We start from the raw sequence: 16918 nt of genomic DNA, 5'->3' as shown, positions 1-16918 counted from the left end.
AGACATGATAAAAGGAAAAGATGTAATTTTGACTGCTCGTGATATTGTCGTGGAATTTGACGTTCGTGACAAAGTTCTAACGGCTATCCGAGGAGTTTCTCTAGACTTGATTGAAGGAGAAGTTCTTGCCTTGGTAGGTGAGTCTGGTTCTGGTAAATCTGTTTTAACAAAAACCTTTACAGGGATGTTAGAAGACAATGGACGTATTGCCCAAGGAAGCATCGACTATCGTGGACAAGACTTGACTGCTCTTACTTCTAACAAGGAATGGGAGAAAATTCGTGGTGCTAAAATTGCGACTATCTTCCAAGACCCTATGACAAGTTTGGACCCAATCAATACAATCGGTAGCCAAATCACTGAAGTTATCGTTAAACACCAAGGGAAAACAGCTAAGGAAGCCAAAGAGATGGCAATCGACTATATGAACAAGGTCGGAATCCCAGATGCTGAAAAACGTTTTGAAGAGTATCCTTTCCAATATTCTGGAGGGATGCGCCAACGTATCGTTATTGCGATTGCCCTTGCCTGTCGTCCAGATATCTTAATCTGTGACGAGCCGACAACGGCCCTTGATGTAACCATTCAAGCCCAAATCATTGATTTGCTTAAAACTTTACAAAATGAGTACCACTTTACCATTATCTTTATCACCCACGACCTTGGTGTGGTAGCAAGTATTGCCGATAAGGTAGCGGTTATGTATGCTGGTGAAATTGTAGAATACGGAACTGTTGAGGAAGTTTTCTACGACCCACGTCATCCATATACTTGGAGTCTCTTGTCTAGCTTGCCTCAGCTTGCTGACGATAAAGGGGAATTGTACTCTATCCCTGGAACACCACCGTCTCTTTATACTGAGTTGAAAGGTGATGCCTTTGCCCTTCGTTCAGATTATGCGATGCAAATTGACTTTGAACAAAAAGCACCTCAGTTTTCAGTTAGTGATACCCACTGGGCTAAGACTTGGTTGCTTCATGAGAATGCTCCTAAAGTTGAAAAACCTGAGGTCATCGCAGACTTGCATGACAAGATACGTGATAAAATGGGCTTTGCTCATCTAGAAGACTAGGAGGAAGGAAATGTCTGAAAAATTAGTAGAAATTAAAGATTTAGAAATTTCCTTCGGTGAAGGAAGTAAGAAGTTTGTTGCGGTTAAAAACGCCAACTTCTTTATCAACAAGGGAGAAACTTTCTCTCTTGTAGGTGAGTCTGGTAGTGGGAAAACAACGATTGGTCGTGCTATTATTGGTCTAAATAATACCAGTAAAGGTGAAATCATCTTTGATGGTCATAAGATCAATGGAAAAAAATCTCATAAGGAATCCTCAGACTTGATCCGTCGTATCCAGATGATTTTCCAAGACCCTGCAGCCAGCTTGAATGAACGTGCGACGGTTGACTATATCATCTCTGAAGGTCTTTACAACTATCACTTGTTTAAAGATGAAGAAGATCGTAAAGAAAAAGTTCAAAAGATGATTCATGAAGTTGGACTTTTGAAAGAACACTTGACCCGTTACCCACACGAGTTTTCTGGTGGGCAACGTCAGCGTATCGGGATTGCCCGTGCTCTTGTGATGGAGCCTGATTTCGTTATTGCGGATGAGCCAATTTCTGCCTTGGACGTATCTGTTCGTGCGCAAGTTTTGAACTTGCTCAAGAAGTTCCAAAAAGAGTTGGGCTTGACTTATCTCTTTATCGCGCATGACTTGTCAGTTGTTCGCTTTATCTCAGATCGTATCGCAGTTATCTATAAGGGAGTTATCGTCGAAGTGGCGGAGACAGAGGAGTTGTTTAACAATCCTGTCCACCCATATACTCAGGCGCTTCTATCTGCGGTACCGATTCCAGATCCAATCTTAGAACGCAAGAAAGTCTTGAAAGTTTACGACCCTGACCAACATGACTATGAGACAGACAAGCCGTCTATGGTGGAAATTCGTCCAGGTCACTATGTTTGGGCTAACCAAGCGGAAGTTGCTCGATACAAAGAAGCTCTTAAAAAATAAACAGACTAGGAGAGGACCGAAAGGTCTTCTCATTTTTAATAGAAAAATTCCCCTTCTACTAGCTTGTAAAAGGGGAAATGTATTATAATTAGCGTTTAGACCAAGTGCGTTTCATAAAGAGTAGCAAAATTGGGTATATCTCTAAGCGACCTGCAATCATTGCAAAGGAGAGGAGGATTTTAGAGATGGGACTAAAGATGGCAAAACTCGAGGTTGTACCTAGAATAGGTCCGATATTGTTAAAACAGCTGAAGACCGCACTGGTCACGACTAGAAAATCATTGCTATCAAGACTGACGATAAAGATGAGAGAGAGAATAATCATCATATAGATAGCAAAATATTTAAGAATTTTGTGCTGGGTATCCTTATCAATCACAGTTTTATTGACGTGTAGAGTCAAAACACGGTGAGGGGATAAAGTGGACAAAATCTGATTTTTTGCGATTTTAGAGAGGATAAGTCCTCTGATCACCTTAAGACCACCTGCAGTTGAGCCAGCTGATCCACCGATTCCCATGAGGAAGAGGAGGATAAATTGGGAGAAGAGGGGCCAGTTGGTAATATCTCCGTAACCAAAACCTGTTGTTGTGATGATATTGGAAACTTGGAAGAAGGCCATTTCAACACTTTTAGAGACCCCTTGGTAGAGGTGGAGTGTATTAAGAGTAATCAAGCCTGTAGAAACTAGGACAATGATGCTATATGCTCGTAGTTCTTCATCTCCAAAGAAAGCCTTAACCCGACGGAGCATGAGGTAGTAGTAGAGATTGAAGTTAACCCCAAAAACCAGAACTCCGATACTAACTAGATAGGTGATGAGTGAGCTACCGTAGTGGGCAATTCCGTCGTTATAGACGGTAAATCCCCCAGTTCCTGCAGTTCCCATAGCGATGACAAAACTATCATAGAGAGGCATGCCTGCTAGATAGTAGATAACCACAAAAAGGGAGAAGAGAGCCAGATAAAGCAGATAGAGGATCTGAGCAGTGTTTTTTAGCTTGGATACGACCTTGCCAAAGACAGGACCAGGGACCTCAGCCTTCATCACCTCCAAGTGACTATTCTTGGCATTGTCCATAATGGCAAGTGCAAAGACGAGTACCCCCATCCCTCCGATCAAGTGGGTGAAACTTCGCCAGAAGAGGAGGGAACGAGTGAGAACGGAAACATCGTTCAGAATAGTAGCACCAGTCGTCGTAAATCCAGAACTGATTTCAAAGAAGGCATCGATGACGCTTGGGATTTGTCCTGAAAAGACAAAGGGGAGGCCGCCAAAGAAAGACCATAGAATCCAACAGAGGGCAACAATTAAGACCCCTTCCTTGGCATAAATCCGTTGGTTTTTCGGTTTCCGTAAAATGCCTAGACCACCGAGAAGGACTAAAATTCCAATCGTAGAAAAGAGAGCGATAAATACTTGACTGGATTCTTGGTAATAGATCGCTACACTAACAGGGACTAGGAGAAGAACAGCCTCAATCAAGAGAAGCTTTGAGAGGAGGTAACGAATCATACTTTTATTCATTTTTTACCTCTCAATCAAATCATAAATTTTGGTGATATTTGGCAATAAGGTCGTCACGAGTAACTTGTCTCCCACCTCAAGCATATCCTCTCCAGTAGGGAAGATTGTTTTTCCTTTTCGGATAATGGCTGCGATGAGAACCCCTTTTTTCAATTTCAACTGTGATAGAGGTTTGGCAGTCATTTTATTAGCTTCCTTGATTTGGAATTGGAGAGTTTCAATTTGACCATTTGCGAGATGGTGCATGGCTTGAAGATCTGAATACTGAGCGTTTACTCGACCACGGATAAAGTGCATAATGGTATCCACTGCGATGCTTTTTGGTGTGATGATACTCGAAAAATCAGGCGCGTGGATAATCTCTAGAAGGCTTGTTCGGTTTACCTTGGTGATATTCTTATGGACGCCAACACGGTCAAGAAACATAGAAGTGATGATATTTTCCTCATCAACTCCAGTCAAGGTCGCGACTGCATCATAGTGGGGAGCACTTTCTTCCAGTAAAATGTCTTTTGCAGTTCCATCTCCTTGGACAATATAGAGATTGGGGAACTTTTCACTGAAGAAACGAGCTCTTTCAGGATTGATTTCGATGACCTTGGTATCAATGCGACTGTCTTTTAAAATGCCGAGTAGATAATAAGCAATCTTTCCAGCTCCGACGATAAGCAAGCTTTTCACTGCACGAGATTTGAAATAGTTATGGAAAAGCATCATATCTACACGATTTCCCGTAACAAAAATCCTATCCTTGTCTTGGATAATAACATCACCGCTTGGAATCATCAGTTGATGATCTCTCTCCATAGCACAGACGATAACATTACCAAACTTTTTACGGAAGTCTGAGATTGGCATTTGACAAAGACCGCTAGAATCCTTGACAACAAACTCCATGAGACTGACCCGCCCTCCAGCAAATCGTTCGACAGAGAGGGCGTTAGGGAAATCAATGATATTTGAGATAGCACGCGCTGCTAGGAGTTCTGGATTAACAATAAGTGAAAATCCAAGAATATTTTTCTCTTTAAAATAGGCATTGGAGTATTCAGGATTTCGTACCCGAACGATGGTTTCTTTAGCGCCCATTTTTTTAGCAAGTACCGCTGAAATCATATTCACTTCATCGTGTTCGGTTAGAGCAATAAAGATATCGCACTCTTGAACACTGGCTTGCTCCAAGATGGCAAAGTCAGCCCCATTTCCAAGGAGACCTATGATATCATAGCGACTGACAATGTGATTGAGGACAGCCTCATCTTGTTCGATGAGGACAACGTCATGGTTTTCTGCAACCAGTGAACGACAGAGGGCGAAACCAACTTTCCCTCCACCAACAAGGACAATTTTCATATAAAAAACCTACTTTTTCATGATGTAACTATCATACCCTTTTTTAGCAAAAAATGCACTTGCTAAGGCGATTTTTAAGGGAAGAAAGACCTTTTCACGTTTTGAAGATACATTTGTTTAACTTCTATGACGATGTTTCCGATTTGAAGTGATTTGGCTCTTTTACTATACCTTTTCAGAAAGGGGATGACCAAACATGAAAATATCATTAAAAAAAGTAAAAAAATCAAGTCGTTTCTATTGACAATGATTCTGAAAGTGTTATACTAAGGAAGTAGTTTCGCTGATTTACTTCAAACCTGTTGTGAGGTAAGTTAACGATGCCTTAACCACGCTGTTTGCTGAGCTTGACTCCGGGCAGTGTGGCTATTTTTTTGCAATGATAAAAGGAAGCCAGTCATGACAAATCACATTGTATTATTTGAACCTCAGATTCCACAAAATACAGGTAACATTGCGCGTACTTGCGCTGCGACCAATTCTCCCCTTCACATCATCAAACCGATGGGATTTCCGATTGATGACCGCAAGATGAAGCGAGCTGGTTTGGATTATTGGGATAAGTTAGAGATTCATTTTTATGATAACTTGGCAGACTTTATGTCTCAGATGAAAGGACAAGTCTATCTGATTTCGAAATTTGCAGAAAAGGTCTATTCTGAGGCGAATTTGGCAAGTGGTGAAGATCAGTATTTTCTCTTCGGACGTGAGGATAAGGGGTTGCCAGAGGACTTTATGCGAGAACATCCTGAGAAAGCCCTCCGTATTCCTATGAATGATGAACATGTCCGTAGCCTCAATGTTTCTAATACCGTCTGCATGATTGTATATGAGGCTCTTCGTCAGCAGAATTTTGCAGGTCTTGAGCTTGTTCACACCTATGAAGCAGATAAATTGAAATAATCAAAATGCTTGCACTTGCAAGCGTTTTTTGTTATGATAAAGGGGTCTTCAGGGCTGGGTGAGATTCCCGACCGGCGGTGACTTTAACTAGCTATTTTGGCTTACTCTTCGTTGTCTTGTCTCGATATACTTAAGTATTATCTTCGACTGCGACGCCTAGATTAATCCAAAAAAATCTTAGTTAAAGAAGTCCGCGAGCGCAAGCTGATGTGGTGCGATTCCACAACCGACAGTATAGTCTGGATGGGAGAAGACGAAAGAATGGCTTTGTCTGTTCGGATGAGTTTATAGATGAATTGCAACCGCTTGCTCAACAGAGTGAGAGGGAACTTTTGGGATATAAAAAGTGAGAATAGATAGAGGAATCCTTTCCAACTTCTTCTGATTTTATAGAAAATTGGAGGAACCTGTTATGACAAACACACGTCGACTTTCGACCATTGCGATTTTATCAGCCATTTCATTTGTGCTGATGTACTTTGACTTTCCGCTCTTGCCAGCGGCGACCTTCCTCAAGATCGAGTTTAGTATCTTGCCAGTCCTTTTGGGTTTGGTGGTGATGGATTTGCCAGCTGCTTTAGGCATTCTCTTGCTTCGCTCACTCTTGAAGTTGCTTCTGAATAGCCAAGGAGTGAATACCTACATTGGCTTGCCAATGAATATCGTAGCCTTGGGAGTTTTTGTTATCGTCTTTGGTTTGATTTGGAAAAAGGAACGCAGCACCCTTCGTTTCCTACTGGCATCTCTGGCGGGAACTATTGGATTGACTGCTGCCATGTTGGTTCTCAACTATGTCTATGCGGTTCCTTTATACGCGCAGTTTGCCAACTTTGATATTAGAGAAATTATAGGACTTTCTAACTACTTGATGACCATGGTTTTACCTTTTAACCTGATTGAAGGTTTAATCTTTGCTGTTTCATTCTGGTTGTTATACGTCCTCTTGAAACCAACCTTAAAACATTATGAGAGATAAACAAACATTTTTAATGAAGGGCAGTTTTGCCCTTTTACTTTTCGTCCTTCTTGGCTATATGGTTAAGTTCTATCCTGAAACGCTGGTCGGTTTTGATCAACCGCTTCAGACTGCCCTTCGTGGGGACTTGCCAGATTATTTAACGGTTCTGTTCCGTGCCCTTACGCATTTGATTGATATCCCAGTGATTATCACCTGGGTTGCCATCGCAGCCTTTATCTTTTATCGTAAGCAGTGGAAGATAGAAAGCTACTTCATGGCGGGTAATCTAGCCTTAGCCGGTCTTTTAATCGTGACCTTTAAAAACATCTATCAGCGCCCACGGCCAGCTATCTTACATCTAGTAGAGGAGAAGGGATTTTCTTTTCCAAGTGGCCATTCTCTGGCAGTGACACTGATGGTAGGTACTCTGATTGTCATTCTCAGTCAACGAATTAAAGATCCAGTCTGGAGAAAAATCGTACAAATCGTGCTAGGTCTCTACCTAGTCAGTGTCCTGGTGTCAAGAGTCTATCTGGGAGTTCACTATCCATCAGATGTCCTTGCCAGTCTCTGTGTAGGCTTGGGATTCCTGTTTATCGAATTTCCCTTCTATGACAAACTTCGCTTCCAATGGCGATTTAAAGGCAAGCAGAAGTGAGTATCAAATTCCTTTGAGGAGAAAGAAATGAAAGTCAGCATAAAAGCTCTCCATCCGACTCAACTATACTTATCAGAAAAGAAACTAGAAGGCATCCAGACACTTTATCAATCGGCAGAAATAATCAATGTTGCTCCAATCAGTATTCTTGCGTTCGGAGATTGCTTGTTGATTACAGATGGGCATCACAGGGCTTATCAGGCTTTATTGCTAGGTCAAGATACGATTTCTGCTGAGTGGGATAGAGATGGTGGCGATGAACTGTATTATCTCTATGCGCAAGCTTGCGAGGAAAGAAAGATTTACTCTGTTCTGGATTTAAAAAATCATATCTTACCTCAAGATGAGTATGAAGCAAAATGGTATAACTGGTGTGATGGTTTTAATCAGGCAGCAACTCTCTTATTTGAAAAGGGAAGCAGATGAAACAGATTTTACAAATAGATAATGCACTGCGTCTTGTTCCTTACTATAAGGTCAATCATTGTGAGGAAGCTTTTGCTTGGTATCAGGATGTGAACTTGGTTTACCTCGTAGATGGTGTGAAGAGTCCTTACAGTCCAGCGACCTTGGAAGCTATGTATTCCTATTTGGATCAGCACGGTGAGCTTTTTTGGATTGAAGTCAAGGAGAAGGGAGAATGGTTTCCAATTGGGGATGTTACACTATCTCAGGATAATCTCCCCATTGTGATTGGGGATTCCGCTTACCAACATCGAGGAGTTGGAAAAAAGATTCTAAGTACTTTGATTGAATTGGCTCGAGTAAAAGGATGGAAAGAATTGAGAGTCAAGGAAATCTACACCTACAATCATGCTTCTAGGAGGTGTTTCAAGTCGCTTGGATTTGTGGAAAATGGAGAAACAGAAAAAGGAACGAGTTTTATATTGAAATTAGTCTAATCTAACTTGTTTTTTAACTAAAAATCTGATAAACTATGTAGTAATCGAATAGAAATCCGCAAGACTAGTAGCCCAAGGGAAGTATATCAGGGAGGAGAGCCGTGACTGCAAGCTCTCTATATGAAAGCTGGGTGAATTCACTTGCGCATGGATTTAGAAATGAAGGTCTGACTTGTCAGATGAAAACGGATGGTACCGCGTGTCAACGCTCCGAGTGGAGTTTTTGGCATGTGGTTTTCTTTTTATCTACGAGCGACTGATGGAGGAATTATGTCAACTATTGAAGAACAATTAAAAGCGCTTCGCGAAGAAACGCTGGCTAGCTTGAAGCAGATTTCTGCTGAAAATGAAAAAGAGATGCAAGACTTGCGTGTCTCTGTCCTCGGCAAAAAGGGTTCGCTTACTGAAATCCTTAAAGGGATGAAAGATGTTTCTGCTGAGATGCGTCCAATCATTGGGAAACACGTCAATGAAGCTCGTGATATCTTGACTGCAGCCTTTGAAGAAACAGCTAAGCTTTTGGAAGAAAAGAAAGTCGCGGCTCAACTTGCTAGCGAGAGCATCGATGTGACACTTCCAGGTCGTCCAGTTGCGACTGGTCACCGTCACGTTTTGACACAAACCAGTGAGGAAATCGAAGATATTTTCATCGGGATGGGTTACCAAGTCGTGGATGGTTTTGAAGTTGAAAAAGACTACTACAACTTTGAGCGTATGAACCTTCCAAAAGACCACCCAGCTCGCGATATGCAGGACACTTTCTATATCACAGAAGAAATCTTGCTCCGTACTCACACGTCTCCAGTTCAGGCGCGTGCTATGGATGCTCATGATTTTTCGAAGGGGCCTTTGAAAATGATCTCACCAGGACGTGTGTTCCGTCGTGACACAGACGATGCGACCCACAGTCACCAATTCCACCAAATCGAAGGCTTGGTTGTTGGGAAAAACATCTCTATGGCAGATCTTCAAGGAACCCTTCAGTTGATTGTGCAAAAAATGTTTGGTGAAGAGCGCCAAATTCGTTTGCGTCCATCGTATTTCCCATTCACAGAGCCATCTGTTGAGGTGGATGTTTCTTGCTTCAAGTGTGGTGGAGAAGGCTGTAACGTATGTAAGAAAACAGGTTGGATTGAGATTATGGGGGCCGGTATGGTTCACCCACGTGTCCTTGAAATGAGTGGAATCGATGCGACTGTTTACTCTGGCTTTGCCTTTGGTCTTGGACAAGAGCGTGTCGCTATGCTCCGTAACGGAATCAACGATATCCGTGGGTTCTACCAAGGAGATGTCCGCTTCTCAGAACAGTTTAAATAAGATTGAAACCTGAAACATAGTCCTATACAGTCGCTCACATTTCAAATAGTAAAAAAAGAAACGACTGACTCGAAGAAAAAGAAAGGAATTGAAAAGGTCCCGCTTGGTGGGATCTTACAATCAGAATTATGCTTGTATCTTATAAATGGTTAAAAGAATTGGTGGACATTGATGTGCCATCACAAGAGTTGGCTGAGAAAATGTCAACTACAGGGATCGAGGTCGAAGGTGTCGAATCACCAGCTGCTGGTCTCTCAAAAATTGTCGTCGGTGAGGTCTTGTCTTGCGAAGATGTGCCAGAAACACACTTGCATGTTTGTCAAGTTAACGTTGGCGAAGAAGAAGCCCGTCAGATCGTTTGTGGTGCCCCAAATGTGCGTGCTGGGATCAAGGTCATGGTAGCTCTTCCAGGAGCTCGTATCGCTGACAACTACAAAATCAAAAAAGGGAAAATCCGTGGCTTGGAGTCACTTGGAATGATCTGTTCACTTGGTGAATTGGGAATTTCTGACTCGGTTGTACCGAAGGAATTCGCAGATGGAATCCAAATCTTGCCAGAAGATGCTATTCCTGGAGATGAAGTTTTCTCTTACCTAGACTTGGATGACGAAATCATCGAACTTTCCATCACGCCAAACCGTGCAGACGCTCTATCTATGCGTGGAGTAGCGCACGAAGTGGCAGCCATCTATGACAAGGCAGTTAGCTTTAAAGAATTCAGTTTAACAGAAACAAATGAAGCTGCAGCAGAGGCCCTCTCTGTAGGCATTGAAACAGATAAGGCGCCTTACTATGCAGCCCGTATCTTGGACAATGTGACCATCGCACCAAGTCCACAATGGTTGCAAAACCTCCTCATGAACGAAGGCATCCGTCCGATTAACAATGTCGTAGACGTAACCAACTACATCCTGCTCTACTTTGGTCAACCGATGCATGCCTTTGACTTGGATACCTTTGAAGGAAGCGAGATTCGTGTGCGTGAAGCGTGTGCTGGTGAAAAATTAGTGACCTTGGACGGTGAAGAACGTGAACTTGCAGAAACTGACTTAGTCATCACTGTCGCAGACAAGCCAGTAGCCCTTGCAGGTGTCATGGGTGGTCAAGAAACCGAAATCTCTGAAAATTCTAATCGTGTTGTCCTTGAAGCTGCTGTTTTCAATGGCAAATCCATCCGCAAGACTAGCGGACGCCTCAACCTTCGTTCTGAGTCGTCTTCTCGCTTTGAAAAAGGCATTAATGTGGCAACTGTTAACGAAGCCCTTGATGCGGCAGCGAGCATGATTGCTGATCTTGCAGGTGCGACGGTGCGTAAGGGCATCGTTTCAGCAGGAGCGCTTGATACTTCTGATGTAGAAGTTTCTTCAACCCTTGCAGACGTTAACCGCGTCCTTGGTACGGAGCTTTCCTATGCTGATGTGGAAGATGTCTTCCGTCGTCTTGGCTTTGGCCTTTCTGGCAATGCAGAATCATTTACAGTCAGCGTACCCCGTCGTCGTTGGGATATCACTATCGAAGCGGACCTCTTTGAAGAAATCGCTCGTATCTATGGTTATGATCGCTTGCCAACCAGTCTTCCAAAAGACGATGGTACAGCTGGTGAATTGACTGCGACACAAAAATTGCGTCGTCAAGTTCGTACGATCGCTGAAGGAGCTGGTTTGACAGAAATCATCACCTACGCTCTGACAACTCCTGAAAAAGCAGTTGAGTTTACAGCTCAACCAAGTAACCTTACAGAACTCATGTGGCCAATGACAGTGGACCGTTCTGTCCTCCGTCAAAATATGGTCTCAGGTATCCTTGATACGGTGGCCTATAACGTGGCTCGTAAGAACAAAAACTTGGCTCTTTACGAGATTGGAAAAGTCTTTGAACAAACAGGCAATCCAAAAGAAGAACTTCCAAACGAAATCAACAGTTTTGCCTTTGCCTTAACCGGCTTGGTTGCAGAAAAAGATTTCCAAACGGCAGCAGTTCCAGTTGATTTCTTCTATGCTAAGGGAATCCTTGAAGCCCTCTTTGCTCGTTTGGGACTTGCAGTGACTTATACAGCAACAGCTGAGATTGCTAGCCTTCACCCAGGACGTACAGCCGTGATTTCGCTCGGTGACCAAGTTCTTGGTTTCCTTGGCCAAGTGCATCCAGTCACTGCTAAGGCTTATGATATTCCAGAAACATATGTAGCGGAGCTCAACCTTTCAGCCATTGAAGCTGCCCTTCAACCAGCTACTCCATTTGTGGAAATCACAAAATTCCCAGCAGTCAGCCGTGACGTGGCCCTACTTCTCAAGGCAGAAGTCACTCACCAAGAAGTTGTAGACGCTATCCAAGCTGCCGGCGTGAAACGATTGACAGATATCAAACTCTTTGACGTCTTCTCAGGTGAAAAACTGGGAGTTGGCATGAAGTCAATGGCCTATAGCTTGACCTTCCAAAATCCAGAAGACAGCTTAACGGACGAAGAAGTCGCACGCTATATGGAAAAAATCCAAGCATCATTGGAAGAAAAAGTGAATGCAGAAGTACGTTAACTCATCAATCCATCCTTCGGGGTGGATTTTTAGTTTCAAAAGGACAGTTCAGAATAGAAAAGCGATAGTTGAGGAGGAAGCCATCTCAGAAAGTCTTTAATGAGTTATACTAAAGCTATCGCTGAAGCACTTAAAATTTATTAGAGATAGGATACTTTTGCTACTTATAATCCGATAAAATGGACATAAATCGTTGTAAAGGCTATCAAAAAGGAGTATAATAAGTGCAACATATCTCGGAGGTGGAAAATGTTAGAAGTAAGAAATCTAGAGAAAAGTTTCGGTCCCAAGCAAGTCTTGTTTGGTGTCGATTTTCAGGCAAGTCCAGGAAGGATTCTGGGCTTGGTCGGGAAGAATGGTGCTGGGAAAACAACGATTTTCCACAGTATGTTGAAATTTTTAGAGTATCAAGGAGAGATTAGTCTGGATGGGCAGGAGATTCGTCAGGAAACCTATGCACGGATTGGTTATCTGCCTGAGGAACGCAGTCTCATGCCCAAGTTGACAGTCCTTGAGCAAGTTCGTTACTTGGCGACTTTAAAAGGCATGGATGCTAAAGAAGTCAAGGAAAAACTCCCTCAATGGATGGAAAAATTGGAAGTGAAGGGGAAATTGACCGACAAAATCAAGAGTCTCTCAAAAGGGAATCAGCAGAAAATCCAACTGATTATTACTCTAATCCATGAACCAGACTTGATTATTCTGGATGAGCCTTTTAGTGGACTGGATCCAGTCAATACTGAGTTGCTCAAGCAGGTCATCTTGAAAGAGAAAGAGCGCGGTGCAATCATTATCTTTTCTGACCATGTCATGACCAACGTTGAGGAACTTTGCGATGATATCCTGATGATTCGTGACGGGCGTGTGGTCTTGCATGGACCAGTTCAGGATGTCCGTAATCAATATGGGAAAACACGTCTCTTTGTTTCAAGTGAACAAAGCAAGGAAGAATTGGAAAAACTTCCTCACGTCAAACAGGTGAGCTTGACCAAGCAAGGCAGTTGGAAATTGATCCTCGATGATGAGAGCGCTGGAAGGGAACTCTTCCCAATCCTCACTCAAGGTCAATATATTGCGACCTTTGACCAACAAGCTCCAACAATCGATGAAATCTTTAAACTAGAATCAGGGGTGAAAGTATGAGAAATATGTGGGTTGTAATGAAGGAAACCTATCTTCGACATGTCAAGTCGTGGAGTTTCTTCTTTATGGTGATTTCGCCGTTCCTCTTTTTAGCCTTATCTGTAGGAATCGGCTTTCTCCAAGGGTCTTCTATGGCCAAGAATAGCAAGATAGCAGTAGTAACAACTGTGCCATCTGTGGAAGAAGGGCTCAAGGGTACCAATGGTATCAACTTTGATTACAAGGATGAAGCCAGTGCCCAGGCTGCTATCAAGGATGAGAAAATCAAGGGTTACCTAACCATTGACCAAGAGGACAGCGTCCTCAAGGCCGTCTATCACGGTGAAACTTCTCTTGAAACAGGCATCAAACTAGCAGTAACCAATAAGCTAAACGAACTGCAATACCAACTCAATCGTTCGGCAGCCAATTTGTCTCAAGAACAGGAAAAACGCCTGAGTCAAACCGTTGACTTTACTGAGAAAATTGATGAATCTAAGGAAAACAAAAAAATTGTTCAAACCATTGCGGCCGCAGGGCTTGGTTTCTTCCTTTATATGATTTTGATTACCTATGCTAGTGTCACTGCTCAGGAAGTAGCTAGCGAGAAAGGAACCAAAATCATGGAGGTGGTCTTCTCTAGTATCCGAGCTAGTCATTATTTCTACGCTCGCATGCTGGCTCTGCTTCTTGTGATTTTGACTCATATTGGCATTTACGTCGTGGGTGGGCTGGCTGCTATTCTGCTCTTTAAAGATATCCCTATCTTGGCACAATCTGGAATTTTAAATCATCTTGGAGAGGCTTTCTCGCTCAATACCTTATTGTTTATCTTGGTTAGTCTCTTTATGTACGTTGTTTTAGCAGCATTTCTAGGCTCTATGGTTTCTCGCCCTGAGGATTCAGGAAAGGCCTTGTCGCCATTGATGATCTTGATTATAGCAGGATTTGTCGGTGTGACCTCTCTGGGTGCTGCTGGGGACAATTTAGTTCTGAAAATTGGTTCCTATATTCCTTTCATCTCGACCTTCTTTATGCCGTTTAGAGCTATAAATGGGTATGCCAGTGGTTTAGAAGCTTGGATTTCGCTTGCCATAACGGTTGTTTTTGCAGTCACTGCAACAGCCTTTATCGGACGCATGTATGCTAGTCTAGTCCTTCAAACAGATGATTTGGGAATCTGGAAAACCTTTAAACGTGCCTTAGCTTACAAATAGCAATAGAAACCTCGTTTTCACGAGGTTTTTGTGATATTTTAAAGGTCAAATTGGGAAAATTATTTTTCATATCTATTGACTTTTAGTAGTGAAATTTGGTATGATAGTAGACGGTATTGTTTACCCCATTTGTAAGGCCCCGGAACCTTTCAAATACCCCGCGGACCGGAACATCCGCCCTGTAAACAAAAACGATATTCATATAGGAGAAATCATGAACAAAACTACATTCATGGCTAAACCAGGCCAAGTAGAACGCAAATGGTACGTTGTTGACGCAACTGATGTACCTCTTGGACGCCTTTCAGCAGTTGTTGCTAGCGTACTTCGCGGAAAAAACAAACCAACATTCACACCACACACTGATACAGGTGACTTCGTAATCGTTATCAATGCTGAAAAAGTTAAATTGACTGGTAAAAAAGCAACTGATAAGATCTACTACACTCACTCAAACCACCCAGGTGGATTGAAACAAATCTCTGCTGGTGAACTTCGTTCTAAAAATGCAGTACGTTTGATCGAAAAATCAGTTAAAGGTATGCTTCCACACAATACTCTTGGCCGCGCTCAAGGTATGAAATTGAAAGTATTCGTTGGAGCTGAGCACACTCACGCTGCACAACAACCAGAAGTTCTTGATATTTCAGGACTTATCTAAGGAAAGGAACAATAAAGTATGTCACAAGCACAATATGCAGGTACTGGACGTCGTAAAAACGCTGTTGCACGCGTTCGCCTTGTTCCAGGAACTGGTAAAATCACTGTTAACAAAAAAGATGTTGAAGAGTACATCCCACACGCTGACCTTCGTCTTGTAATCAACCAACCATTCGCAGTTACTTCAACTGTAGGTTCATACGACGTTTTCGTTAACGTTGTAGGTGGTGGATACGCTGGTCAATCAGGAGCTATCCGTCATGGTATCGCTCGTGCCCTTCTTCAAGTAGACCCAGACTTCCGCGATTCATTGAAACGCGCAGGACTTCTTACACGTGACTCACGTAAAGTTGAACGTAAGAAACCAGGTCTTAAGAAAGCTCGTAAAGCATCACAATTCTCAAAACGTTAATCAATACGATACTATCAACGTTTCAAAGCACTCAAGAGTTTACCTCATGGGTGCTTTTTTTATGTTTTTTGAAAAAGTTCACCTCAAAGTTTACCTTATTTTCACCTTATTGTTTTAGAGACTTTAAGGCAAATTCACCGACTGCCATAGGGACTACATTAGAAGTATTTACATAAATCTGTGTTGTAACTGTGTCACTATGTGTTAGAGCTTCGGAAATAGCTTCTAAACTCATTCCTGCTTGTTTAGCAAGTGTTGCTCCCGTATGCCGTAGTTTGTGTGGCGTAGCGTGTGTAAGCTCTGGGTGTCGCTTTTCGATAGTTTTCATCTTGTTGTTAAGATAGTCAGCATGTAAAGGTTTATTGATATTTCCTCTAGTATCTATATAAGTGAAGATGAATTGTTCTGAATTGCTGATGATACCAAACTTTGCCAGTTCATATTTTTGTTGTTTTTTCCATAAAGTCAGGAGTTGAAGCAAGTCGCTAGAAATAGAAAAGATAGTTTTCTTATTTCCCTTAGTAGATTTTACTTGTCCATATCTATCTAAAGCTTGAATTAGCCGAATCTGTGATTTTGAAAAGTCGATATGTTTCCATTGAAGAGCATAGGTTTCAGATTTTCTATCGCCTAAGAAAAAAGTAAGATAAAATAGGACATAATCTTTAAGGGTTATTTTATCATTGTCTAAATCTTCTTGAAATGCTGAGAACCATTCTTGGAGTTGTTCATGAGTTAGATATAAATCTTCCTCTCTCTTTGACTCTGCAAGTTGAATCTTTTTAGTGGCCTTTATTCTTCTTAATATTTTTGCAACTTTATTAGCTTCTATATATTCAAGTTCTTCTGCCCAGTCAAAAATGGAAATCACATAGCTACGTAAAGATTTGAAGTTCGCATATTCATTAGCCTTAGATGTCATTAGATTTAGGATAACTTGCTTATTTTGATTTAGAAACTGTATCGTATAATTTCCAAGAAGTGGTAGGATATGTTTTTCAAAACAGGTTTTGGTATTTGCAACTGTTGACCTACTTGGTGGTTTAGAAGTAGATGTAGTTTGTCCTTCTTTATAAGATTCCCACCAGATATTGTTATAGAAGTCTGAGAAAAGAATATCTCCTTTTACTAGTCCTGAAAATTCATTATCCTCTATTTGATTTAATTTAGTAAGCAAGTCTATCTCAGCTTGCCTTGCCTCCTTTCTTGTTTTAAATCGCTTATCGTAATAGTTGCTATTAACGATACCAAGTGGCATTCGTGCTTCTATTGGGATATAGATTTTTAAGCGAAAAGTACCGTTCTTTGTCTTACTGATAGGCATGATATCCTCCTTGTGTAT

Annotated in this window: 15 protein-coding genes, 1 pseudogene and 1 riboswitch; of the genes and pseudogenes, 13 read left to right on the top strand and 3 right to left on the bottom strand. The window is 42.0% G+C overall.

Features of this window, described 5'->3' with window-relative positions; genetic code table 11:
- Nucleotides 1–4: 4 nt before the first annotated feature.
- Both P8P68_RS05765 and P8P68_RS05760 read left to right on the top strand, forming a co-directional pair.
- A complete protein-coding gene (locus P8P68_RS05765; RefSeq protein WP_247931572.1) occupies nucleotides 5–1072 on the top strand; it encodes an ABC transporter ATP-binding protein in 1068 nt (355 codons plus the stop codon).
- 10 nt (nucleotides 1073–1082) lie between these two features.
- Nucleotides 1083–2012: an ATP-binding cassette domain-containing protein gene (locus P8P68_RS05760; RefSeq protein ID WP_001291311.1), complete on the top strand. Its 930-nt coding sequence runs from the start codon at nucleotides 1083–1085 to the stop codon at nucleotides 2010–2012.
- 88 nt (nucleotides 2013–2100) lie between these two features.
- Here P8P68_RS05760 and P8P68_RS05755 read toward each other — a convergent pair whose 3' ends face one another.
- The gene (locus P8P68_RS05755) at nucleotides 2101–3540 is read right to left on the bottom strand and encodes a TrkH family potassium uptake protein (protein WP_247931571.1); all 1440 of its coding nucleotides are present in this window, start codon (nucleotides 3538–3540) and stop codon (nucleotides 2101–2103) included.
- Between the two features lie 3 nt (nucleotides 3541–3543).
- Nucleotides 3544–4893, bottom strand: coding sequence for a Trk system potassium transporter TrkA (gene trkA / locus P8P68_RS05750; protein ID WP_139658308.1), 1350 nt, complete (start codon nucleotides 4891–4893; stop codon nucleotides 3544–3546).
- Nucleotides 4894–5292: 399 nt separating this feature from the next.
- On the opposite strand from trkA, the gene P8P68_RS05745 reads away from it, so the two are divergent.
- The 11 genes and pseudogenes from P8P68_RS05745 (at nucleotide 5293) to rpsI (ending at nucleotide 15576) form a co-directional block, all read left to right on the top strand.
- Nucleotides 5293–5796: a tRNA (cytidine(34)-2'-O)-methyltransferase gene (locus tag P8P68_RS05745; RefSeq protein WP_061409743.1), complete on the top strand. Its 504-nt coding sequence runs from the start codon at nucleotides 5293–5295 to the stop codon at nucleotides 5794–5796.
- 40 nt (nucleotides 5797–5836) lie between these two features.
- A riboswitch (FMN riboswitch) is annotated at nucleotides 5837–6055 on the top strand.
- 153 nt (nucleotides 6056–6208) lie between these two features.
- A complete protein-coding gene (locus tag P8P68_RS05740; protein WP_000185840.1) occupies nucleotides 6209–6772 on the top strand; it encodes an ECF transporter S component in 564 nt (187 codons plus the stop codon).
- The gene (locus P8P68_RS05735; protein WP_278275753.1) at nucleotides 6762–7412 is read left to right on the top strand and encodes a phosphatase PAP2 family protein; all 651 of its coding nucleotides are present in this window, start codon (nucleotides 6762–6764) and stop codon (nucleotides 7410–7412) included. Before P8P68_RS05740 ends, P8P68_RS05735 begins: the two co-directional genes overlap by 11 nt.
- Nucleotides 7413–7439: 27 nt before the next feature.
- Nucleotides 7440–7860: pseudogene (locus P8P68_RS05730) on the top strand (chromosome partitioning protein ParB).
- A gap of 4 nt (nucleotides 7861–7864) precedes the next feature.
- The gene (locus P8P68_RS05725; RefSeq protein ID WP_247931604.1) at nucleotides 7865–8314 is read left to right on the top strand and encodes a GNAT family N-acetyltransferase; all 450 of its coding nucleotides are present in this window, start codon (nucleotides 7865–7867) and stop codon (nucleotides 8312–8314) included.
- A 270-nt stretch (nucleotides 8315–8584) separates the two neighbouring features.
- Nucleotides 8585–9631 carry a phenylalanine--tRNA ligase subunit alpha gene (pheS, locus tag P8P68_RS05720; RefSeq protein ID WP_247931567.1) on the top strand — a complete coding sequence of 349 codons (1047 nt, stop codon included), beginning with the start codon at nucleotides 8585–8587 and terminating at the stop codon, nucleotides 9629–9631.
- A gap of 128 nt (nucleotides 9632–9759) precedes the next feature.
- Nucleotides 9760–12165 (top strand): phenylalanine--tRNA ligase subunit beta, encoded by a 2406-nt coding sequence (gene pheT / locus P8P68_RS05715; RefSeq protein ID WP_278275752.1) that lies wholly within the window; start codon nucleotides 9760–9762, stop codon nucleotides 12163–12165.
- 249 nt (nucleotides 12166–12414) lie between these two features.
- Nucleotides 12415–13308 carry an ABC transporter ATP-binding protein gene (locus P8P68_RS05710; RefSeq protein WP_278275751.1) on the top strand — a complete coding sequence of 298 codons (894 nt, stop codon included), beginning with the start codon at nucleotides 12415–12417 and terminating at the stop codon, nucleotides 13306–13308.
- Nucleotides 13305–14504, top strand: coding sequence for an ABC transporter permease (locus P8P68_RS05705; RefSeq protein WP_278275750.1), 1200 nt, complete (start codon nucleotides 13305–13307; stop codon nucleotides 14502–14504). The genes P8P68_RS05710 and P8P68_RS05705 overlap by 4 nt, the downstream gene beginning before the upstream one ends.
- Before the next feature lie 214 nt (nucleotides 14505–14718).
- Nucleotides 14719–15165 carry a 50S ribosomal protein L13 gene (gene rplM / locus P8P68_RS05700; protein WP_001044624.1) on the top strand — a complete coding sequence of 149 codons (447 nt, stop codon included), beginning with the start codon at nucleotides 14719–14721 and terminating at the stop codon, nucleotides 15163–15165.
- Between the two features lie 18 nt (nucleotides 15166–15183).
- Complete coding sequence (gene rpsI, locus P8P68_RS05695; RefSeq protein ID WP_000075973.1) at nucleotides 15184–15576, top strand: 30S ribosomal protein S9; 393 nt, start codon at nucleotides 15184–15186, stop codon at nucleotides 15574–15576.
- 106 nt (nucleotides 15577–15682) lie between these two features.
- Here rpsI and P8P68_RS05690 read toward each other — a convergent pair whose 3' ends face one another.
- Nucleotides 15683–16900: a site-specific integrase gene (locus tag P8P68_RS05690; RefSeq protein WP_042768254.1), complete on the bottom strand. Its 1218-nt coding sequence runs from the start codon at nucleotides 16898–16900 to the stop codon at nucleotides 15683–15685.
- Nucleotides 16901–16918: the final 18 nt, after the last annotated feature.

This window comes from Streptococcus sp. D7B5, from assembly GCF_029691405.1.
Lineage (GTDB): Bacteria > Bacillota > Bacilli > Lactobacillales > Streptococcaceae > Streptococcus.
Note: the sequence above shows the minus strand (reverse complement) of the source record. Positions and strands in the feature narration are given on the sequence as shown.

Bases quoted from the DNA above. Each gene is read 5' to 3' on its own strand.
- P8P68_RS05765 (WP_247931572.1), top strand. From the start codon at position 5: ATGATAAAAGGAAAAGATGTAATTTTGACTGCTCGTGATATTGTCGTG.
- P8P68_RS05760 (WP_001291311.1), top strand. From the start codon at position 1,083: ATGTCTGAAAAATTAGTAGAAATTAAAGATTTAGAAATTTCCTTCGGT.
- P8P68_RS05755 (WP_247931571.1), bottom strand. From the start codon at position 3,540: ATGAATAAAAGTATGATTCGTTACCTCCTCTCAAAGCTTCTCTTGATT.
- trkA (WP_139658308.1), bottom strand. From the start codon at position 4,893: ATGAAAATTGTCCTTGTTGGTGGAGGGAAAGTTGGTTTCGCCCTCTGT.
- P8P68_RS05745 (WP_061409743.1), top strand. From the start codon at position 5,293: ATGACAAATCACATTGTATTATTTGAACCTCAGATTCCACAAAATACA.
- P8P68_RS05740 (WP_000185840.1), top strand. From the start codon at position 6,209: ATGACAAACACACGTCGACTTTCGACCATTGCGATTTTATCAGCCATT.
- P8P68_RS05735 (WP_278275753.1), top strand. From the start codon at position 6,762: ATGAGAGATAAACAAACATTTTTAATGAAGGGCAGTTTTGCCCTTTTA.
- pheS (WP_247931567.1), top strand. From the start codon at position 8,585: ATGTCAACTATTGAAGAACAATTAAAAGCGCTTCGCGAAGAAACGCTG.
- pheT (WP_278275752.1), top strand. From the start codon at position 9,760: ATGCTTGTATCTTATAAATGGTTAAAAGAATTGGTGGACATTGATGTG.
- P8P68_RS05710 (WP_278275751.1), top strand. From the start codon at position 12,415: ATGTTAGAAGTAAGAAATCTAGAGAAAAGTTTCGGTCCCAAGCAAGTC.
- P8P68_RS05705 (WP_278275750.1), top strand. From the start codon at position 13,305: ATGAGAAATATGTGGGTTGTAATGAAGGAAACCTATCTTCGACATGTC.
- rplM (WP_001044624.1), top strand. From the start codon at position 14,719: ATGAACAAAACTACATTCATGGCTAAACCAGGCCAAGTAGAACGCAAA.
- rpsI (WP_000075973.1), top strand. From the start codon at position 15,184: ATGTCACAAGCACAATATGCAGGTACTGGACGTCGTAAAAACGCTGTT.
- P8P68_RS05690 (WP_042768254.1), bottom strand. From the start codon at position 16,900: ATGCCTATCAGTAAGACAAAGAACGGTACTTTTCGCTTAAAAATCTAT.